The 19,333-nt window shown below is 34.4% G+C and carries 23 protein-coding genes; 8 read left to right on the top strand and 15 right to left on the bottom strand.

The annotated features are described in order from the left end of the window. Positions 1-157: 157 nt before the first annotated feature. From J4050_RS07730 to J4050_RS07710, 5 genes are all read right to left on the bottom strand, one after another. Positions 158-880 (bottom strand): head GIN domain-containing protein, encoded by a 723-nt coding sequence (locus J4050_RS07730; protein ID WP_208153978.1) that lies wholly within the window; start codon positions 878-880, stop codon positions 158-160. Between the two features lie 28 nt (positions 881-908). Continuing rightward, positions 909-1,433: a nuclear transport factor 2 family protein gene (locus J4050_RS07725; RefSeq protein ID WP_208153976.1), complete on the bottom strand. Its 525-nt coding sequence runs from the start codon at positions 1,431-1,433 to the stop codon at positions 909-911. Positions 1,434-1,519: 86 nt separating this feature from the next. Then, the gene (locus tag J4050_RS07720; protein ID WP_208153975.1) at positions 1,520-3,292 is read right to left on the bottom strand and encodes a PspC domain-containing protein; all 1,773 of its coding nucleotides are present in this window, start codon (positions 3,290-3,292) and stop codon (positions 1,520-1,522) included. Continuing rightward, entirely contained in the window at positions 3,289-3,630 is a 342-nt protein-coding gene (locus J4050_RS07715; RefSeq protein WP_208153973.1) for a PadR family transcriptional regulator, read from the bottom strand. The genes J4050_RS07720 and J4050_RS07715 overlap by 4 nt, the downstream gene beginning before the upstream one ends. Positions 3,631-3,734: 104 nt before the next feature. After that, positions 3,735-4,181, bottom strand: coding sequence for a DUF4870 domain-containing protein (locus tag J4050_RS07710; protein ID WP_208153971.1), 447 nt, complete (start codon positions 4,179-4,181; stop codon positions 3,735-3,737). Positions 4,182-4,327: 146 nt separating this feature from the next. Here J4050_RS07710 and J4050_RS07705 point away from each other — a divergent pair, with 146 nt between their 5' ends. The 3 genes from J4050_RS07705 (at position 4,328) to J4050_RS07695 (ending at position 6,124) form a co-directional block, all read left to right on the top strand. Next, the gene (locus J4050_RS07705; protein WP_208153969.1) at positions 4,328-4,783 is read left to right on the top strand and encodes a DUF4442 domain-containing protein; all 456 of its coding nucleotides are present in this window, start codon (positions 4,328-4,330) and stop codon (positions 4,781-4,783) included. A gap of 108 nt (positions 4,784-4,891) precedes the next feature. Further along, positions 4,892-5,719 (top strand): TIGR00266 family protein, encoded by an 828-nt coding sequence (locus J4050_RS07700; RefSeq protein WP_208153967.1) that lies wholly within the window; start codon positions 4,892-4,894, stop codon positions 5,717-5,719. A gap of 207 nt (positions 5,720-5,926) precedes the next feature. Next, positions 5,927-6,124 carry a hypothetical protein gene (locus J4050_RS07695; protein ID WP_208153966.1) on the top strand — a complete coding sequence of 66 codons (198 nt, stop codon included), beginning with the start codon at positions 5,927-5,929 and terminating at the stop codon, positions 6,122-6,124. Between the two features lie 27 nt (positions 6,125-6,151). Here J4050_RS07695 and J4050_RS07690 read toward each other — a convergent pair whose 3' ends face one another. Then, complete coding sequence (locus J4050_RS07690) at positions 6,152-7,090, bottom strand: LysR substrate-binding domain-containing protein (RefSeq protein WP_208153964.1); 939 nt, start codon at positions 7,088-7,090, stop codon at positions 6,152-6,154. 99 nt (positions 7,091-7,189) lie between these two features. Between J4050_RS07690 and J4050_RS07685 the strand changes: the two genes are divergently transcribed. Next, entirely contained in the window at positions 7,190-7,669 is a 480-nt protein-coding gene (locus J4050_RS07685; protein WP_208153962.1) for a Dps family protein, read from the top strand. Positions 7,670-7,728: 59 nt separating this feature from the next. Here the strand turns inward: J4050_RS07685 and J4050_RS07680 are convergent, their stop codons facing one another. The 7 genes from J4050_RS07680 to J4050_RS07650 form a co-directional block, all read right to left on the bottom strand. Further along, positions 7,729-8,145, bottom strand: coding sequence for a DUF2141 domain-containing protein (locus J4050_RS07680; protein ID WP_208153960.1), 417 nt, complete (start codon positions 8,143-8,145; stop codon positions 7,729-7,731). 186 nt (positions 8,146-8,331) lie between these two features. Then, positions 8,332-9,663 (bottom strand): DUF58 domain-containing protein, encoded by a 1,332-nt coding sequence (locus tag J4050_RS07675; protein ID WP_208153957.1) that lies wholly within the window; start codon positions 9,661-9,663, stop codon positions 8,332-8,334. Then, positions 9,663-10,733, bottom strand: a complete 1,071-nt coding sequence (locus J4050_RS07670) for an AAA family ATPase (protein WP_208153955.1) — start codon at positions 10,731-10,733, stop codon at positions 9,663-9,665. The genes J4050_RS07675 and J4050_RS07670 overlap by 1 nt, the downstream gene beginning before the upstream one ends. Beyond that, positions 10,733-11,938, bottom strand: coding sequence for a DUF4350 domain-containing protein (locus J4050_RS07665; protein WP_208153953.1), 1,206 nt, complete (start codon positions 11,936-11,938; stop codon positions 10,733-10,735). Before J4050_RS07665 ends, J4050_RS07670 begins: the two co-directional genes overlap by 1 nt. Continuing rightward, entirely contained in the window at positions 11,931-12,662 is a 732-nt protein-coding gene (locus J4050_RS07660) for a hypothetical protein (protein ID WP_208153951.1), read from the bottom strand. Before J4050_RS07660 ends, J4050_RS07665 begins: the two co-directional genes overlap by 8 nt. Then, positions 12,652-13,575 carry a choline transporter-like family protein gene (locus J4050_RS07655; RefSeq protein ID WP_208153949.1) on the bottom strand — a complete coding sequence of 308 codons (924 nt, stop codon included), beginning with the start codon at positions 13,573-13,575 and terminating at the stop codon, positions 12,652-12,654. The genes J4050_RS07660 and J4050_RS07655 overlap by 11 nt, the downstream gene beginning before the upstream one ends. Next, positions 13,572-14,555 carry a stage II sporulation protein M gene (locus J4050_RS07650; protein ID WP_208153947.1) on the bottom strand — a complete coding sequence of 328 codons (984 nt, stop codon included), beginning with the start codon at positions 14,553-14,555 and terminating at the stop codon, positions 13,572-13,574. Before J4050_RS07650 ends, J4050_RS07655 begins: the two co-directional genes overlap by 4 nt. A 34-nt stretch (positions 14,556-14,589) precedes the next feature. Between J4050_RS07650 and J4050_RS07645 the strand changes: the two genes are divergently transcribed. Both J4050_RS07645 and J4050_RS07640 read left to right on the top strand, forming a co-directional pair. Next, positions 14,590-15,315, top strand: a complete 726-nt coding sequence (locus J4050_RS07645) for an RDD family protein (RefSeq protein WP_208153946.1) — start codon at positions 14,590-14,592, stop codon at positions 15,313-15,315. After that, the gene (locus J4050_RS07640) at positions 15,315-15,923 is read left to right on the top strand and encodes a trimeric intracellular cation channel family protein (protein WP_208153944.1); all 609 of its coding nucleotides are present in this window, start codon (positions 15,315-15,317) and stop codon (positions 15,921-15,923) included. Before J4050_RS07645 ends, J4050_RS07640 begins: the two co-directional genes overlap by 1 nt. Positions 15,924-15,927: 4 nt before the next feature. Here J4050_RS07640 and J4050_RS07635 read toward each other — a convergent pair whose 3' ends face one another. Together J4050_RS07635 and J4050_RS07630 are read right to left on the bottom strand one after the other, a co-directional pair. Next, positions 15,928-17,073 (bottom strand): alpha/beta hydrolase-fold protein, encoded by a 1,146-nt coding sequence (locus J4050_RS07635; RefSeq protein ID WP_208153942.1) that lies wholly within the window; start codon positions 17,071-17,073, stop codon positions 15,928-15,930. A 59-nt stretch (positions 17,074-17,132) separates the two neighbouring features. Then, positions 17,133-17,840 (bottom strand): peptidylprolyl isomerase, encoded by a 708-nt coding sequence (locus J4050_RS07630; protein WP_208153940.1) that lies wholly within the window; start codon positions 17,838-17,840, stop codon positions 17,133-17,135. 2 nt (positions 17,841-17,842) lie between these two features. On the opposite strand from J4050_RS07630, the gene J4050_RS07625 reads away from it, so the two are divergent. After that, entirely contained in the window at positions 17,843-18,484 is a 642-nt protein-coding gene (locus J4050_RS07625; protein WP_208153938.1) for an NUDIX hydrolase, read from the top strand. A 46-nt stretch (positions 18,485-18,530) separates the two neighbouring features. Further along, a complete protein-coding gene (locus tag J4050_RS07620; RefSeq protein ID WP_208153935.1) occupies positions 18,531-19,331 on the top strand; it encodes a lysophospholipid acyltransferase family protein in 801 nt (266 codons plus the stop codon). Positions 19,332-19,333 lie beyond the last annotated feature (2 nt).

The raw sequence follows: 19,333 nt of genomic DNA, 5'->3' as shown, positions 1-19,333 counted from the left end.
TTAAGCTTAGACCCAAAACTGATTTCTGGTCACCTTAAGCTGTTAAACAAATATATACAAAAACCATCCCAAACTCTAAACTGAACTTAGGGATGGTATGATTGATTGGGTAATTTTTTTGATTGATTCTATAGTAGGTCGGCAGTTTGAGAGAATACTATTGTTGTCTAATACTACCAGAAGAACTGTCTGATTTGTTTACAACAGAGGGACTGCCAGAATACCTGATACCTGCGCCACTAGTTGCTCTGGCAGTTAATTCTTTTGTTGTGTTTACTGAAATATTTGCACCACTAGTGGCTTTAACTTTAGAGGTTTCTGCTTTAAGGTCAGCTGCCTTTATCCCGCTACCGCTTGTGGCTTCAGCTATGAGTAAATTTGTAGACCCACTTAGTTTTATATTGCTCCCGCTTGTTGAATGACAATTGAGCGAGTTGGTTTTAACATCGAGCTTTACAATTGATCCGCTGGTCGTATTGAGTTCTAAAGCTTCCGTTTTAATCGTATTGGTTGAAAAGACTTCACTTCCGCTTGTTGCTTTTATGGCCGATATATCCTCAATGTTCAATATTATTTTACGTGATGCTGCGCGTCTTATATTTTCTGTGGTATAAATCTTTAAAACATTGTTTTCAACCTCGGTCATAATTACGTCGTGTAAGTTTTCATCCGCCTCTGCGGTTAGGGTAACAGAATTAGTTTGGGTAAGGTAAAGATCTAATCCTTGACTTATTTTAATGGTTTCAAAATCACTTGAAATATTGCGCTCCATGGTAACAACATTTCTGTTGCCATCTATGCTTGGACCAAAATTCATGTTACAGGATAGCATAAGGGATGCAATGATGCCTGAAATAATTAATTTTACTAGAGTACTCATGATTGTTTATTTTTTATTGATGAAATAATTAATTTGAATCACCGCCTTTAGAGGCGTGATTGTAACTGATAACTCGTTTTAACTTCCATTGACCTTTTTCAATTATCCATAAATGAGAGAAAAGCGCATAGTTATCACTTTTTTCATAACTTAAATATTTATCGGGTGAAAAGAAATGTTTGCCGTTTTGAAGTGCACCATAGAGTTCTCCATTATCATATAATGGGAAAACCTCTAGACTATTACTAACAAGATGACGATATATTTGGGTTGGATTGTTTTTACTGCAAAGTCCGTTTTGCATGACTTCCACAAATTCTGCTTTTGAATTTGAAACACCAGATTTGTCATGGTAGAATTCAAGGTCGTCTGTCATTAACGCAGCGCTTTTTAATACTTTACACTTATTGAACCCTATTTTGAATATAACACTATCTTTTTCTTTCAAGGTTTTAAAAAGCTTTGAGTTCTTTTTTACTTGGGCCATGGCAATACCGGAAACCATTAGGATTCCGATACTGCCAATTAAAAGAGATTTGATTGATGGGTTCATTTTATTGATTGATAATTGTGATACAAAGATGTATTAGAAGAATTCTAATAAAAATTTAAAGTTGACGAACTGTTATTTCTTACGGACTAGTTGTCATTAACTTCAATATTTACGCCATCTTCCTCATTTATTTGAATGCGTACTTCGGGTTCGCCTTCACTTTTTATTTTAATTTCGGGTACTTCATCATTAGAAATGTTTGAAAAATCACTGCAATCTATGCACTCTACGTCGTCTTCAATGACTCTTAAATAATGTTCTTCCATTCCGGTATCTAGGATATCATTATAGTAGCTGCTGTTTTGATGAAAGCTATGTGTATTTTCATCTGCATACAAAATGGAGTTTTTTGGTAGATATAAAATAACCATGACTTCTTGTTCGCTAAACTTGTTATCTACGCTTGTGGTTAAGAAAGCATCGAGTTTTAGTTTGTTGTTTTTTAGTGTGTAACCATAATTTATATTTCGAGCGCGTTGTCGTGCGATCTCATAATTGCTTCCAGAAGCTTCTTTCTCAATTTGTATTGAGGCTAGGGAGTCTGCTGTAGAGCGCACAATTAGCCTTACATTTCTTGATAATATGGTTTTACCGTCATCCTTTTCGAGGAACTGATAATCATTTCTGCTTCTATAAAAGTAATTGTTGAAACCATCATGGCTCACCATACTAAGTTTTAAGGTATCCGTGGCTTTAATATTTAATTCTGCCGTTTCAGTAACGTTGGCATCAAACGCGTGTTCTGTTGCTTGTTTTATGCCTGTAATTATTAAACCAATTATGGCGATAAACCACAAACCTACTAATGTAAACTTAGCTACATTACCAATGGACTTGAGGTTGTTTACTAAAATCTTTAGTCCTAAATAAAACACAAAGAAAAATGGGATTCCAATAGCAAAGAACAATAATAAGGACATTAACCACATGGGTATGTTTGCTGCATTTGAAGCATCTATGAAATTCATTGGTGGAAAATGAATAGCATCTGTTATACCTACTGTAAAAAAGGCCACTATTAAGGCCAATAGTGTACTGACGCCAACCATAATTAAAATAATACCTATGAATTTAGCTGCAACTTTTAAGAAAAACATAAGGATGTTTCCTATGGTGTCAAAGAACGTCTGCGAGCTTGATTTTAGCTTATTGCCTTGCTTTTGAAAATCGACATTTTTAACGGAATCCGAAATATTATCAGAAACATTGTCAAATCCCTCCTTTAATTTGTCCCCCTGTTTTTTTAGGTCGACATGTCTTACTTTTTCTGATACTGTATCAATTCCATCTTTAATTTTTTTTTCAATGTTACTAATATTGACCGGATCACCAGTCATGGTCAGTTTTTCGGCAGTTGTGAGTGCCTCTGGCACGAGGGCCCAAAAAATTAAATAGATAAAGATGAAGGTTCCGCCAGAGCCAATAGCAAGTAATATCCAAAGTAGTCTTACCCAAAGTACATCCAGCCCTAGGTAATGTCCTAATCCTGCAGAAACCCCACCGATATAGGAATTATCGGTATCTCTAAAAAGTTTTTTAGTAGATTTAGATCTATAGGTTTGTCTTTGTTGAGGTTCATCTTCAAAAATTTCGTCATCGACAAGATAATCTTCGGGTTGTCCCATTATGGTAATGACTTCGTCAACCAGTTTTATACCAACAACTTGCTTTTCGTTTTGTATGCGTTCCGCAAACAATTCTGCAATTCGTGCCTCGATGTCGGCAATAATTTCTGATCGGCCTTGAGAATCTGTAAATGAACGTTTTATAGCCTCAAGATAGCGCTGTAATTTAAGATATGCATCTTCGTCTATGTGGAAGAATATACCTGCTAAATTTATATTGACTGTTTTATTCATTTTTTTGTTGTTTTTGTACTGGTTACTAGGTTAACTGCATTTTGTAATTCACTCCAGGTGGTATTTAGTTCATTGAGAAACAGTTTTCCTGTTTCGGTGAGCCCATAATACTTACGCGGTGGGCCCGAGGTGGATTCTTCCCAGCGATAACTGAGTAATCCGGCATTTTTAAGTCTTGTCAATAAAGGATATATTGTTCCTTCAACAACAAGCATTTTTGCGTCTTTTAGCGTGCCTAGAATCTCTGCGACATAAGCATCTTCGTCCTTTAATATGGATAAGATGCAATATTCTAGAACACCTTTGCGCATTTGTGCTTTTGTGTTTTCTATCTTCATGTTTTTGACTTTAATTCGATTAAACTGTTCATTTTTTGATTGATTATAGTTGATTTGAAATCAACTTTGATTGATAAATGTTATATGTTTAAGGACAAGATTATTTATTTTAAAAAATTGATGGTTAAAGGATAGTTGTACATTTTACCGTCTCTTGCCATTAAGCTCGCTTTGACTATCAGGGCTAATTCAATAATAAAAGCGATTACTGCTAAAGCCCCTAGACCTCCGCCTATATATAAAAGAGGAGAAGGTTCGCCTACATTAATGTGAAAATTATGGAACCCATGAAAATCAATAACGTCTAGTCCGTCAAAAAGTTTGAAAATAAAGAATGGGACACTAATTGTTCCTATTATTATGGCATATAGTAAAATACTTATTTGAAAGTTTATAGCTTGTTTACCGTGCTTGTCTACAAATTCCGATTTATCCTTATTAACACTCCAAAGTATAATGGGACCTATAAAGTTTCCAAAAGGGATTATAAATCTTGAAAAGGTGGAAAGATGTATAAAAGTCGCTAAATTTTTATGATGATTATCGGTCATTTTAAAAAGTATATAATAGTTTCTTATGCAAATATATATCTAAAAGAAGGTATTATGCAAAACATAGTACTAAAAATTAACAGTTTATTAACATTAGTATGCGCCGTTAAAATGCCTTATTTTAGTGTGGTATAATTGATTTACATATGGATATTACACCTTCAAAACTCAACAAATATTTAATGTTTAAGCTTCCTGCGGCTTATTTTACCGGAGTAAGAACAACCTGTTTGGATGACAAAAAATGCGTTGTTAAGGTAAAACATCGATGGATAAATCAGAATCCATTTAATTCCATGTTTTGGGCTGTACAAGGCATGGCGGCCGAGTTAAGTACTGGAGCTTTAGTGATGCAAAAAATTAGACAAAGTGGAAAAAAGATATCTATGCTTGTAGCAAATAACAACGCTACTTTTACAAAAAAAGCAACGGGAAAAATAACCTTTACCTGCAATGATGGTGAAAAAGTTAATGAGGCCATTGCAAAGGCAATAGCATCTGATGAAGGTCAAACAGTTTGGTTAAAGGCCAACGGTATTAATGAACAGGGCATAGAAGTATCTTCTTTTAATTTTGAATGGACCCTAAAAGTGAAATCTTAGTCTTATCGTCTGAAAACATGAATTATTTTATTACTTAAAATATACTTCTGTAACAAAAAGCAGTAAAGTTCAACATATTAATTAAATCAATTATAAAAACGGATAACAATGGAACGATTACCTGATTACAGCGATAGAAATGCACACGAAATAGATTACCGAATCTATGGAGAGGAAATGCAATTTGTAGAAATAGAATTAGACCCACAAGAGGCCGTAATTGCGGAGTCGGGTAGTTTTATGATGATGGACGATGGTGTAAAGATGGAGACCATATTTGGTGATGGATCTAAAAAGGACAAAGGGTTTTTAGGCAAAATCTTAGGTGCAGGCAAACGAATCCTTACTGGTGAAAGCCTATTTATGACAGCTTTCTATAATGATTTAGTCGGAAAACGAAATGTCTCTTTTGCGTCGCCATATCCTGGAAAAATAATACCTATTGATTTAACTGATTTTGGCGGTAAGTTTATATGCCAAAAAGATGCTTTCTTGTGCGCAGCCAAAGGTGTTAGTGTGGGCATAGAGTTTTCTAAGCGACTGGGTAGAGGCCTATTTGGAGGAGAAGGTTTTATAATGCAAAAGCTAGAAGGTGACGGCATGGCTTTTGTCCATGCTGGTGGCACCATGGCCGAGAAAACCTTGAATGCTGGTGAGATATTGCGTGTTGATACAGGATGTATCGTTGGATTTACGCAAAGTGTTGACTACGACATCGAATTTGTAGGTGGTATTAAGAATTCTATATTTGGAGGTGAAGGATTATTTTTTGCCAAACTCCAAGGTCCTGGAAAAGTTTATATACAATCCCTGCCATTTAGTAGGCTTGCAAATCGTATCATCGCATCAGCACCTAGAGCAGGCGGAAAAGATAGAGGAGAAGGAAGTATTTTGGGAGGTTTGGGTGATTTATTAGATGGCGACAATCGTTTTTAATATCACAATCTGTGCATCAATTTATTATTTGTGGGAATTATCTTGTTGTAAAAAGGAAGCTCGTCGTTAAATATTGACATTTAACATAAAAACCTGTTAAACAAATTGAACCTATTTAACTTTTTTTTCTACCTTAGGAATGTAATAAAAGATAATAGCCTATAAAAAAATCTACGTTTTGTTAATTTAAAACCTATCAAAGAAACTATGGCGAGAGCAATGTACGAGTACACGTTGACGGTACTTAAAAAAGTGAGTTTTGATGCGAGTTTATTTTGCAAGGAAGTGGAAAAAGCAGTTAAACGATTGCTGCCTCACGAACTTGAAGACCTCAGGATTTTTATCCAGTCCCTAATCCATCAAAACCCTGAACTCAATCAATGTTTAATCTATTTAAAAGCATAAAGAAAAGCGACTTACGAGTCGCTTTTTTTATTTTGGGAGAGGACTTATAATTTCAACGTTGCTAAAAGCAATTGCACCTCTTATAACACCAGAAATAACCTCATGCAAAGCATCAATTATTTGCATTTTCAGCTCACTTTTATGATATATTATACTTACTTCTCTTGCCGGTGAAGGCTCTTTAAAGTGCTTTAAATTAGAATTTAAGTTTTCTTTGATATCAAGGGTGTGCAGATAGGGTAAAAGAGTCATTCCGAGGCCTTCGTTAGACAATTTAATTAAAGTTTCAATACTTCCGCTTTCAAGTTGAAAATTCTCATCCATTTGGTCTTTAAATGTCTTACATAAGTTTATAACACCGTCCCTAAAACAGTGGCCGTCCTCTAATAATAGCATATCTTCAATATCTAAATCACTAACTTCAATGATTTTATGATTTCTTAATCTGTGGTTTTGAGGAATGTAGGCCACAAATGGTTCGTAAAATAACACGCGCTCCTTTATGTTGTCGCTCTCTAAAGGTGTGGCCGCAATTGCTGCATCTAAGTGGCCGTCATTTATTCTTATTAAGATTTCTTCAGTAGTTAACTCTTCTATTTTGAGCTTGACTTTTGGATATTTCTTAATGAAGTTATTTAAGAACATTGGCAGTAAAGTAGGCATAACCGTCGGTATAATCCCTAATCTAAATTCGCCACCGATAAATCCTTTTTGCTGATCAACTATGTCCTGAATGCGTTCTGCCTCATTTACGATATTTCGGGCTTGATAAACAATTTTCCGTCCAACCTCGGTTAATTCAATAGGTTTTTTACCTCTATCGAACATAATGACGTCCAATTCGTCTTCAAGTTTCTGGATTTGAGTGCTCAAAGTTGGTTGCGTCACAAAGCACTTTTCTGCAGCTTTGGTGAAATTTTTGTGCTCAGCTATAGCCAGAGCGTATTTAAGTTGAGTAATTGTCATAAGTATTCATTTAAGTTATAAAAGTATTAAAACTATTCATAAAATCTATAGCGCCTGTACTTTATTTCTGCCTTATCTTTATATCTAAAATGTAAGTATATGACTTTAAATAGTATAGGTTTAGACACCTTAAAAACCCAGCAATTAGCAACAGATTTAAATACACTTTTAGCTAATTTTCAATTGTATTATCAAAATTTAAGAGGTATTCATTGGAATATTAAAGGGAAGGCTTTTTTTGATCTTCACGCAAAATTCGAAGAATTATATACGGATGCCAATCTTAAGGTAGATGAAGTGGCTGAACGTATATTAACTTTAGGAGCGACACCTTTACATACTTTTGATGATTATATTAAGGCGGCAAAAGTACCCGTTGGTAAAAATGTATCTAAGGATGAAGATGCGGTTAGATTAATTATAGATTCTTTGACCGAGCTATTAAAGATAGAGCGTCAGATTTTAGATTCATCAGATGACGCTAATGATGAAGGTACCAATTCTATGATGAGTGATTTTATCACGGAACAGGAAAAAACTGTTTGGATGATGAAGGCTTGGTTAGGAGAGACCGTCTAATTAAACTATTAAAAAAAGCCAGCAATTTGCTGGCTTTTATTGTTTTAAAGTATGTAAGGTTAAAACCGAATCTTTAGGTTTAAATCTTTATCTTCAACTTTAAATTTGGCTTCATCATATTGTGGTGGACCAAAGGCCATAACATTGTTAGATGTACCAAAACTTTCTAGTGGCATTCCATTTTCTCTAAAATCCATTTTACCATTCTCATTAGCGTCGTGCATTCCCAAAATAGCATATTCTCCAGGCTTCACGTTTGTAAAGGTTACTATGGCTTTTCCGTTCTTAATTTCAGAAGAAGCATTCTTAATTCCCGCACCCTTCATAAAGGTGTTGGCTGTATGTAAGGAGAAAGAAGCATTACCCTTATCACTGGTTAAATTATCTACGGTAACTGTAATTGTTATTCCATTGTCTTGAGCAAATCCAAAAGCAATGGAAAATAGAAAGGCGATTGTTAAGATTACATTTTTCATGGTATCAAAATTTTAATGGTTATTTGTTTTATTGATTCAAATATCCAACAACACTCCTGCTAACAGTAATTATTTTTACTCAATTGTAAGTTTGAATGGATGAATTGTACTTTCGTTAGAAATTGAAGTTAAAACTGAGAAATTGGAAATTGAATGTAGGTACCTGAAACAGGAAATAAATATTTCTTAAATGAGCCCTCTTGCCTTTATCTCCAAATATTTATTTATAGTATTTATTGTTAGATTCTCAGGAGCGGTTAAAATGGATTGAATACCATGTTTTTGGAGTTCATTTACAATAAGCTTCTTTTCGTACACAAACTTTTCTGCAATCGTTTTTTGAAAAATATCGAAGGTACTCTCTGCTGTAATATTTGTAAGTTTATATAATTCGGTATTTTCAAAAAATATAACAACCAAAAGATGATTCTTCGCAATGGCCTGCAGATAGGGTAATTGCCTATGCAGCGCATCAAGGGTTTCAAAATTAGTATATAAGAGTAATAGACTTCGCTGCGTAATATTGCGCTTTATATCAATATAAAGTCTAGAAAAATCAGATTCAACAAAATCAGTAGAGACGTTGTATAAAGTTTCCAGAATTTTATTCATTTGAGAAGGACGTCTTTCTGCCACAACCTTATTGTCTACCTTACGCGAAAATGTGAACATCCCGGCCTTATCTTGTTTTTTAAGGGCTACATTGCTTATTACAAGTGTAGCATTTATAGCATAGTCCAATAAGCTCAAACCATCAAAAGGCATTTTCATAGCACGGCCTTTATCAATAACACTGTAAATAGGTTGTGAGCGTTCATCCTGAAATTGATTAACCATTAATTGATTTCGCTTGGCGGTCGCTTTCCAATTAATATTTCTGATATCATCACCAGGAACATAATCCTTAATTTGCTCAAATTCCATAGTATGACCTATGCGTCGGATTTTCTTTAAGCCATATTCTAATAACTTGTTTGAAAATGCCATGAGCATATATTTACGTAACTGAAGAAATGATGGGTAGTTGGGTACCATCGCATCCTTAGCAAATTGAAATCGCCTGGTAACTAAACCGATTGGTGAATTTACATATAGGTTTAAATTTCCAAAGTAATATTCACCACGTTCTAGTGGTCTTAAGGTATAGGTGATTTTCTTTTGCTCTGCAGGATTTAAATTTGTCTTTATCTCAAAATCACGTTTTTGGTACTGAAAGGGCAACTCGTCTATTAAAAGTAAATCAACCTTGTAATTATAGAGATTTGTTATTTTAATATCAATTGGGTTGTCATCGCCATTACTCAGTTTTTCTGGTAGTAGCCGTGAAGCTTTAATTCCCTTTTGTTTAAATAGCAAAATCAAATCTACAGCAACCAAGCCTAAAGCGACAAAGAATAAAATAGTAACTATACTTAGTAACCCAGGGAAAATATAAGCCAATATGAATAGGGCTACAAATGTTATGGCTACAAGAAAAAACCTGAAGTTTAAATAGGTATGTTTAAAGAATTCTTTCACTAACGCGGAATCTCAATGGTTTCTAGAATTTGATCAACAACCTTATCTACCGTAAAGGCCTCCATTTCGCGCTCTGGTGTGAGAACCAAGCGATGTTTTAAAACAGCTTTGGTACAGCGTTTTATGTCATCTGGTGTAACAAAATCCCTGCCATTAATTGCTGCATTAGCCTTTGCGGCATTTAATATAGCTATAGACGCTCTTGGTGAAGCTCCAAGATATAAATTAGCATTATTACGTGTGTTGTGAATAATTGAAGCGATATAGTTTAGAAGATTATCTTCTACAATAATCTGTTTGATTAGATTTTGGTACTTCTGGATGGCTTCTGCTGATAATACAGATGTTATAGTATCAAAATCCATAACATCTAAACGCTTATGGTTGTCTATTAAAATTTGAATTTCATCTTCAAGTGAAGGGTAATCTACATCTATTTTAAATAAAAAACGATCTAATTGTGCTTCAGGTAAACGATATGTACCCTCTTGTTCAATAGGGTTTTGTGTCGCAAAGACCAGAAAAGGTGGCGACATATCATAGCGCATACCATCCATAGTAATCTGCCGTTCTGCCATAACCTCAAAAAGTGCAGCTTGTGTTTTGGCTGGTGCCCTATTAATCTCGTCAATTAAAACAATATTTGAAAAAATTGGCCCTTTTTTATATTCAAAATCGTTAGTTTTTACATTAAAGATTGAGGTCCCTAGAATATCACTAGGCATTAAATCTGGCGTAAATTGAATTCTATTAAAATCTACATCTAAAGTTTTAGCAAGTAATTTGGCTGTTATGGTTTTAGCCACCCCAGGAACGCCTTCAATTAACGAATGGCCATTGGTTAAAATAGAAATAATCAATAGCTCTATCATTTCATTTTGCCCTACAATAAATTTGGCAATCTGTTTTTTTATTTGCTCAACACTTTCTTGAAGCGGCTTTAAATCTATTCTACTCTCAAATTCTGAAGGATTAGTTGTCTCTTTAGGCGTAGCTTCATTCGTTTCTGGTATAAACTGCTCCTGATTTTCTTCTGAATTCTCAGGTAAATTTTCGTCATGTTCTTGCATTATAATCTGTGTTTTGTAAACTGTTCAATTTTTTTATTTAGCTCTATGAGCTCTTCTTCTGTATGCGTGTTTTTTGATTTTAAATACACCAAATAATCCACTAATATCCTAGAGTCTTCCTTAGTATTACCAGACTTAATAGCTAATTTTTCTATAAAAGCCAGATTAAGATTTGCAGTATTTAAATAGTAATTGGTTCTGGTAAACTCGAGGAAGTATTCAATTTTTTTCTCTATTATATTACTAAAGTCCCCATGTTGATAATATAGCTCACCTATAGTTCTAGTAAAGTCTACAGTTGCGTTTTCTAGCTTATCAATAACTGGTATTATGCGTTGTGTTCGTTTACCTCTAAAAAGCACAAATAGAACTAACCCTAACATACTAATATAGAACGCCCATTTCAATGCTGTATTCTGAAGGATGTAGCGCAAAGGGCTTGTAATAATTTTTCTTCCACTTTTATAGTTGTTATCCCAAATAATTTGCTGCTTTGGTAAAAACGACAAAATTGCTGCAGCATAGTCTTCGTTGCCTTTAAGCAAATGGTAATTTGTAAAGGCAAAAGGATTTGAGTGAAGAAGGAACTGTCCATTAGAATCACCATAGTTAACACTTACAAAATTTGGGTTTGTAATCTCGGTATCATCTTCATCAACGGTTGTAACTCTGCCTAAAATGGTTGTGTTTAGGGTGTCTACGGAAACAAAGTGACTGTTTTCTATAACGTCTTCAAAGTTTCGATTAAATTCTTGAAGATGTGGACTTGTAAAATGATGAGAGGAGGTTGCTTTAAATAAATTAGAATATTGGCGTTGTATAGCAATATTTAAAGTGTCCATTACATTACCATAAAAGTAAGTACTGCTTAAAAAAACTGTATTTCCCTTGTTTACGAAATTTAATAAAGCTTCGGACTCCTCGGCGTCAAAATAGATGCGATTATTTATAAAAACCAAAGTCTTTTTCGTTGTAGTATCAACTTGCTTTAGATATTGGTAAATACTTTCTTCCGATGTTAAAATAGGCTGGTCTGAAAAAGTTTCTAATTCATTAAACATCACATAACAACCAAGAGGTATTTTGTCTGATGCTGAGTACGAATCTCTCCAGTTGATGGCTTTGGGCTTGGTGACTTCTGCAATCATCATTAATAGAATCACCGCACCAATGACATAAAGCGCTATTTTAGAACGTTTATCCATGTTGTGATGACTTAATGAGTTGATTAAAATCTGATTTGTTTTTATTGAAAGTTGCTTCGTCAATAGGAAACTCACCATACCAGATATAGTCATAGATATAAGACACGCGCTTAAAAAGTGACTTTAATTTAGAATCTTTTATCTCGTTGTAATAATCTGAATTGGTTTTCTCAAAATGCCATTCTATAATTTCTTTATTGGCCAGTATCTTCAACGCTTTAAGATATAGATAACGTGTTGCAAGTCTGTAGTTGGTATTGTGGAGAGCCTGTTTAATAAGCTTATCAAAATCTATCTGTTTAATATCCTCTTCTACATAACTAAAACCTTCAATTGTTTTATTTTCGGTTTTAAATACAGAGCTGACGGGATTCTCCATTAAGAATTTGATGAGGAGATATAACACGATAATTCCTAGCGAACCGTAGATTATATATTCTAGGGTTTGGTAATCTAAAAAGTCAATATCAAAACCAAAAACATCAGACAACCACCCAAAGAATTTTCTGAGGATGCGCTGCATCAGATTTACACCACCTGTATCATTGATGTCATAGTTAAAATCATTTCCAGTATAGCGCTCAGCTATATTTTCATTGAAAGGCCTAACCTCTAGATTAGAGGAATCCTTTTTAATGGTGTTGTTGTTTTGTGGCCAAAACTGCCATGGGCTTAAGGCCATAGTAAGTAAAGCATAATAATATTTGAGGGGTTTATTGCTCATTTATACCGATTTGCTCAATTTTTTTCTGCAAAAACACGTTATACTTCACCTCGTAGAGATTGTAATATAATATCCCGTATGAAAGCTGTGATAAGGCCTGGGTGTAAATAAAGGATAGAATAAAGGCAGCAAATCCAAATGTAAAGACTAACGTAGAAAAAGTATTGGTGAGTAAATCCACATTACTCTCAACAGAAAAATAGACATAAACACCAATGATAACGCTAGGTATAGCTACAATTAAGGCAGATATTAAAAAATTTAGTATCCCAATAACCAATCCAAATAAAATGACGCGCCAAAAATTTGAGAAAGTTAAATCAAAACCTTCTGAGATAGCCTCTCCAAAGGACTTGTTAGACGAGAATATAGACATAAATGTAAGTCCGAAAACAGCAGCTAAAGTGAAACTAAGCCCATACTGAATAATCATGCCTAATAATGGAATAAAAGATACCATCACGGTAATGATAAGGTATAGACCATAAAGTAAGGCGCCAATAAGTATAAATACAATAATAGTCCCAAGGTTGTTAAGGATACTCCGCCAAATAGTTTTTGGGTTTATATGCCCTTGATTATTTACATATTGGGCAATGAAGGCACTAGAAAAGCTGTAATTTATTAATGAGGTCACAAAAATTATGAGTAAGAATACTATCAACCCTGCAATAAAATAGCTGTCGCTTTCGATATTATTGCTCATACCAAACCTAAAATCGCGACTCGCCAATCCCAAAAAACCTGTCACTAGTAAATAAGAGGCTATCAAAGTAAGGGCAATGCTGGCGGCATTATATCTTAGATATAGATTGGTATATGATTTGAAATTATACTTTAAAAACAAGAAGTATGTATTGACAATATCACCGAAGGTACTCCTGGTTCTGAGCTCTATATAGTTGTCGTTCACTTGTTGTTAAGATTTGAAATTTGAATAGATTGGGCTTTATGTAATAAAATAGGGTAAAGGATATAGTAATAAACAATTAAAAATAATGAAACGCCTATGATTCCATAGGCAATAAACCAAGGCATCTGCTCACCATATCGGGTTATAAAGCCTTCTATAAAACCAGCAATAATAAAAAACGGTATCGTACTTACTACTATTTTTAAACCATCTTTAGCACCTTTCATAAAAGCCACTCGCCTTGAGTAAGTTTTTGGAAATAAGAAACTATTACCCATCACTAATCCGGCACAACCAGCAATTACGATTACAGATATTTCAATGGTACCGTGAAGCCAAACTGTAGACGTCTTCTCTAGAATACCATAATTATAAAAGAAAGTAATAAATGCACCCAGCATAATTCCGTTACTGAATAAGACATAAATAGTACCAATACTAAAAATGACTCCAAGGGCAAATGCAATTATGGCCACCCTAATATTGTTTATGGTAATACCTAAAAATGAGCCGATACTGCTTCCGCTTTTATAAACGGCCATAGGTTCGCCGTTTTCAATATTCTCAATGGTCATGTTCACATAATAATCCCCTAAAATCAGCCTTATGAAAGAGTCGTCATTTATTGTAGAGACCGCACCAATTAAAACGGCAGACATAAAGATTAAAAAAGAATAAAGTAGGGTTTTATGGTATTGTCTAAAAAATAATGGAAACTCGTCGCGCCAAAACGAAATAATTTTATTTTTTGATTCGCGCTTTGTAACGTAAATCTTCTGGTGCGCTTGTGAGGCCAGCGAATTTAAATACAACAAGGTCTTACTATCTGGGTAGTAGGTTTGCGCATAAGACAGGTCATTAGTAAGCTGTATGTAGTAGGAGGCAAGGTTATCGGGATTTATTTTTACATTATTGTTCAATGCCTTTTCAAAACCAATCCATTTTTCCTTATTTTGCTTGACGAAAGCAGCTTCGCGCATAGACTATTTTAATTTAAAACGAAGATACATTGCAATGGGCAATTTAGCAATTAACACCGCACAAAATGTCAACTTAGATTATAAGCTAATTGGGCTAGGTGAGCGCTCTGTTGCTTTTTTAATTGATGGCATTGTTATTTTAACCTATATGACCATCATGGAAAACTTAGTAGCTATTTCCGAAATCTTTGATACAGATGCTTGGACACAGCGTGGTTTTTTAGGTCTATTCTTACTGCCTGCCTTTTTCTACTCGCTCATTTTTCACATCATTTTTGGTGGACAAACCATTGGAAAAATGATTATGAGGATAAAAGTAGTGCGATTAGACGGAGCACCTACTGAATGGTATAACTTATTTGTGAGATGGATGCTACGTATTGTAGATTTATGGATATTCTCTCCTTCAATAGGTATATTAAGTATTTTACTGTCGGACAAAAAACAACGTGTTGGTGATGCCGCAGCAGGAACAGTGGTTATAAGTGTAAAGAAAAAACATAAAATTACTAGTACCATATTGGAAGAAATTGAAGACAATTATCAGCCGGTTTTTAACACTGTAACTCAATTAACGGATAAGGATGTGAGAATTATTAAAGAAGCCTATACCATATCTCGAAAAAATAGTGATTTTAAAACCTTAACTATCCTTAGAAATAAAATCTGTGATTTACTGAAGATAGAATCAGATATGTATGATTTACAGTTTATTGATACTATTTTGAAGGATTATAACTACTACACCCAGAACATGTAATGTTTATTCAGACTTTAGATATCTTAGGGACTATTGCCTTTGCTATTTCTGGTGTTCTTGTCGCAATGAATAAGCGCATGGATGCATTTGGCGTTTTTATTATTGCTTTTGTTACTGCGGTAGGAGGAGGAACTTTAAGAGATACTTTAATTGGGGCAACTCCAGTGTTCTGGATGAGAGACATGACCTTTATGTCTGTAATCGCCGTAGCAGCCATTTTGGCCATGCTTTTCAGGGATAAGTTAAAGCATTTACGTCGATCTTTATTTCTTTTTGATACCATAGGTATTGGCTTGTATACCGTCATTGGCATTGAAAAAGGCTTAAATGCCGATTTACATCCTGTGATTTGCATAACACTAGGGACTATTTCTGCTTGTTTTGGTGGTGTAATTAGAGATATTTTATGTAATGAAATTCCTGTAATATTCCATAAAGAAGTTTATGCAACCGCATGTATAGTTGGTGGTATCGTCTATTTTGTTTTACGAGAGTTTACAGGTGATGTGAACCTTATTTTTTTAATAGCTGGAGCAGTGGTAATTGCCATTAGACTTCTTGCTGTTGTTTTTAAAATTAGTTTACCAAGTCTTTACAAAAAGACCTAACATATTAATAAGATTTAAGCCTGTTGTTTTTCTCAGGGTCGCTTAAAGAGGCGTCTGCAGCAATTTTCTTTTTGTAGATTTCAATATATTTATTTCTATTTTTTTCATCATTACTCTGCTGAAAAAGCTCAATTATTAGAGGATAGAAGTCTAAATAATCTGGGTAGTAATCAAGGCCTAGGCTCACAAAATCAATGGCTGTAGAATAGTCCTTAGTGTTGAGGTAGTGGCTAGCGAAAGAAAAAATATGTGTAATACTTGGGTTGGCATTAAGACTTAATTTTTCATTCAACTTAGTTAAGTCGGATTTAAATTCCTCTATGGGTTGCTCATTAGTTGCATCTTCCAATTTGTTAAACAACCAATTGTTGATGATTAACCCATATTCCTCATAACTATTAAGTAAAATCTGGGGAATAGACATCCAAAAATTTACCATGTGAGTGGCATGCGCATTAGTACTGTAGTTAAGGTCTAGGTTTTTTGCTATCGATGCATTTGAGAAATAGGTACTTAAGGCATCGTTTTCTGTTTTATAGGATGTTTCTTCAGCTGAAGTGCCTGCGGTAATAAAATATTGCGTTGGCCTTGGGAAATTCTCATTGTTGCCTAAGTAATCTTCAAAAAAGCCCTCATTAAGAGGGTGTTCCTTATAAAATCCACTCAAGGCCACTGCCACATTTATGTTGGAACTCTGCTTAGTCAATAAATAGTTAACTAAAAAAGCTGTCCTAGAATGACCAATAATCATTAAAAAGTCATTGGCCTTGAATTCAGATTTAAGTTTCGGTATAAGTTCTTTAAACAAGAAACGCTCCATTCGTTCAATACCCATTAATGAGTCCCCTTCCTTACGTTGGTCTGATGTTAAATAAGTACGATTATTAAAATTAAATGGAACTCCAACTATTATGGTCTCTGGGATTAAGGCATCTATTGATAGGAAGTCAAAAGTATTGATTATTCTAGGATATGTCATTTTATGTTGACTGTCAAAAATAATAGTTACTGGAAACTTTATATTTGGGCCGGATTTACCCAATGATTCTGGTTTGTGCAGATTTAAATTTATGCTATCCCTTAATTGTTCAGAGTATAGTTTTAAAACATCATTGGAATAAACCTGGTAAGATTGTGATGATAAAAGCATGCAAACTAGAAGGCTTATAGCAACCAGAGACGTTTTTAAAATTGGTTTAAGGCGCATCTTTAATCTATTAATTCTACTTTTCTAATATAAACATTTTTAAGAGGCCATTCACCTTCATCAGTCTCTACATCAGCTATTTTATCGACCACATCCATACCTTCAACAACTTCACCAAATACAGTATAATCACCATCTAAATACTGAGCGCCACCTTGTCTTTGAACAATAAAGAATTGAAAAGGTGAGGCGAGTTTATAGGCATTCTCTATTTCACTGCTAGGCATAGAAATAGCTCCACGCTTATGCGTATAGCCTCGTTTGGTGTCTGGAGGCAGTAAATATTTCCCTATTTTTTTGCGTCGTTTTGCAATATTGTAGTCGTCACTACTGCCTCCTTGAATAACAAAGTTTTTTACAACGCGATAGAATTGTGTACCGTCAAAGTACTTGCGCTTAGTGAGATATACAAAATTTGCCCTATGAAATCTAGTTTTATCATAAAGAAGGATGTCAATAGTGCCAAAGTCTGTAGATATTCTCACTTTATTTTCTTCATGGGTTTTACTGTAATCTAAAAAAAACTCCATGGCATTATCATCTGATAAAACAGGATATTCTGGTTTGGCCTTTTTTTTGTTTTCCACTTGCGGTATTGATTCAGGAACAAAAGATTCTTTAGTCTCGGTAGTAGTGGATTGTTTTGAAGTTTTTTTATCTTCACAGCTCGATAAAAACAAGATAAAACTTAGAACGAATAGAAATCTCATAAATGCAATTTGATCGGTTTCAAGAATCTGTAGTAAAAATAAAACATCTCGAACTTTTTGGCGAATCTTCTCATGCTAAAATGTCGCCCCCATACCGATTGGAACTAGCAAAAAAGATGAAGAAGAAGGCTAAGTCTGCAAAGAAAGCTGGAGTTATGGCTTTGTTTTACCCGAATCTAAAAGACTCTACCAATTTGGTTCTAATTCTTAGAAAAACCTATAAAGGGGTGCATTCTGCTCAGGTTGGATTTCCTGGCGGAAAGTACGAAGAAGGGGATAAAAGTCTTCAAGTTACAGCACTTAGGGAGACGGAGGAGGAAATTGGTGTTCCTTTTCAACGTATAGAGGTATTGAGGAAAATTTCTCCATTGTATATTCCTCCAAGTAATTTTATGGTACATCCCTACATGGGGCTTTTAAACCAGTATCCTAGTTTTAGAAAACAAGATGAGGAAGTAGAGGATATTATAGAAATTGCGCTGCAAGAGTTTTTGTTAGAGTCTAATACTATTACTACAACAGTACCTACCTCTTACAACGTAAAAGTTGAGGTGCCAGCGTTTAAGCTTAATGGACATATAGTTTGGGGAGCAACTGCCATGATGCTTGGTGAAATAAAAGACTTGTTAAAACAAGTTTTGTAGGTACCTTAAATTGTTACATTTGTAGCTATAATTTCAAAAACAATGTATGGGATTATTTAAAACCAATCCTTTTGGTCATATTCTTTTTGTGAAAAAGTGGTTAATTAGAATCCTTGGGTTGCTTACTCATAGGCGCTTTAGAGGATTCAATGAATTGCAAATAGAAGGGTCTGAGATTATTAAAAACTTACCCGATACTAATGTGCTTTTTATATCTAATCACCAAACCTATTTTGCAGATGTTATTTCCATGTTCCATGTGTTTAATGCAAGTTTGAGTGGTAGATGGGACAATATTAAAAATGTAGGTTATTTATGGAATCCAAAACTAAATATCTACTACGTAGCAGCCAAAGAAACCATGAAGTCAGGCTTGTTACCTAAGATATTTGCTTATACAGGATCTATTAGTATAGAACGTACATGGCGTGCAAAAGGTCAAGAGGTGAACAGACAAGTAAAGATGAGCGATATTACTAATATTAAAAAAGCTCTAGATGATGGTTGGGTAATTACTTTCCCTCAAGGAACCACTACGCCTTTTAAGCCCATAAGAAAAGGTACGGCTCATATCATAAAAACCTATAAGCCAATCGTTGTTCCAATAGTTATTGATGGATTTAGACGCTCTTTTGATAAGAAAGGTCTAAGGGTGAAAAAGAAAAACATCTATCAATCTATGGAGATTAAACAACCTTTAGATATTGATTACGACAACGAATCCATTGCTGACATTGTAGAAAAAATCGAATACGCAATCGAGCAACATCCATCATTTTTAAAAGTGATTCCAGAAGAAGAATTACTAGAAAAAGAACGGTTAAATAGAGAACTTAGAAACTGGTAGAA

Origin of the sequence: Winogradskyella pelagia (assembly GCF_017581965.1) — a bacterium.
Classification (GTDB): domain Bacteria; phylum Bacteroidota; class Bacteroidia; order Flavobacteriales; family Flavobacteriaceae; genus Winogradskyella; species Winogradskyella pelagia.
The sequence above is the reverse complement of the archived record's forward strand: the minus strand, read 5'-3'. Positions and strand labels throughout refer to the sequence as shown.

Excerpts from the sequence above, each read along its gene's own strand:
- J4050_RS07730 (WP_208153978.1), bottom strand. The coding sequence starts at position 880 with ATGAGTACTCTAGTAAAATTAATTATTTCAGGCATCATTGCATCCCTT.
- J4050_RS07725 (WP_208153976.1), bottom strand. The coding sequence starts at position 1,433 with ATGAACCCATCAATCAAATCTCTTTTAATTGGCAGTATCGGAATCCTA.
- J4050_RS07720 (WP_208153975.1), bottom strand. The coding sequence starts at position 3,292 with ATGAATAAAACAGTCAATATAAATTTAGCAGGTATATTCTTCCACATA.
- J4050_RS07715 (WP_208153973.1), bottom strand. The coding sequence starts at position 3,630 with ATGAAGATAGAAAACACAAAAGCACAAATGCGCAAAGGTGTTCTAGAA.
- J4050_RS07710 (WP_208153971.1), bottom strand. The coding sequence starts at position 4,181 with ATGACCGATAATCATCATAAAAATTTAGCGACTTTTATACATCTTTCC.
- J4050_RS07705 (WP_208153969.1), top strand. The coding sequence starts at position 4,328 with ATGGATATTACACCTTCAAAACTCAACAAATATTTAATGTTTAAGCTT.
- J4050_RS07700 (WP_208153967.1), top strand. The coding sequence starts at position 4,892 with ATGGAACGATTACCTGATTACAGCGATAGAAATGCACACGAAATAGAT.
- J4050_RS07695 (WP_208153966.1), top strand. The coding sequence starts at position 5,927 with ATGGCGAGAGCAATGTACGAGTACACGTTGACGGTACTTAAAAAAGTG.
- J4050_RS07690 (WP_208153964.1), bottom strand. The coding sequence starts at position 7,090 with ATGACAATTACTCAACTTAAATACGCTCTGGCTATAGCTGAGCACAAA.
- J4050_RS07685 (WP_208153962.1), top strand. The coding sequence starts at position 7,190 with ATGACTTTAAATAGTATAGGTTTAGACACCTTAAAAACCCAGCAATTA.
- J4050_RS07680 (WP_208153960.1), bottom strand. The coding sequence starts at position 8,145 with ATGAAAAATGTAATCTTAACAATCGCCTTTCTATTTTCCATTGCTTTT.
- J4050_RS07670 (WP_208153955.1), bottom strand. The coding sequence starts at position 10,733 with ATGCAAGAACATGACGAAAATTTACCTGAGAATTCAGAAGAAAATCAG.
- J4050_RS07665 (WP_208153953.1), bottom strand. The coding sequence starts at position 11,938 with ATGGATAAACGTTCTAAAATAGCGCTTTATGTCATTGGTGCGGTGATT.
- J4050_RS07660 (WP_208153951.1), bottom strand. The coding sequence starts at position 12,662 with ATGAGCAATAAACCCCTCAAATATTATTATGCTTTACTTACTATGGCC.
- J4050_RS07650 (WP_208153947.1), bottom strand. The coding sequence starts at position 14,555 with ATGCGCGAAGCTGCTTTCGTCAAGCAAAATAAGGAAAAATGGATTGGT.
- J4050_RS07645 (WP_208153946.1), top strand. The coding sequence starts at position 14,590 with ATGGGCAATTTAGCAATTAACACCGCACAAAATGTCAACTTAGATTAT.
- J4050_RS07640 (WP_208153944.1), top strand. The coding sequence starts at position 15,315 with ATGTTTATTCAGACTTTAGATATCTTAGGGACTATTGCCTTTGCTATT.
- J4050_RS07635 (WP_208153942.1), bottom strand. The coding sequence starts at position 17,073 with ATGCTTTTATCATCACAATCTTACCAGGTTTATTCCAATGATGTTTTA.
- J4050_RS07630 (WP_208153940.1), bottom strand. The coding sequence starts at position 17,840 with ATGAGATTTCTATTCGTTCTAAGTTTTATCTTGTTTTTATCGAGCTGT.
- J4050_RS07625 (WP_208153938.1), top strand. The coding sequence starts at position 17,843 with ATGCAATTTGATCGGTTTCAAGAATCTGTAGTAAAAATAAAACATCTC.
- J4050_RS07620 (WP_208153935.1), top strand. The coding sequence starts at position 18,531 with ATGGGATTATTTAAAACCAATCCTTTTGGTCATATTCTTTTTGTGAAA.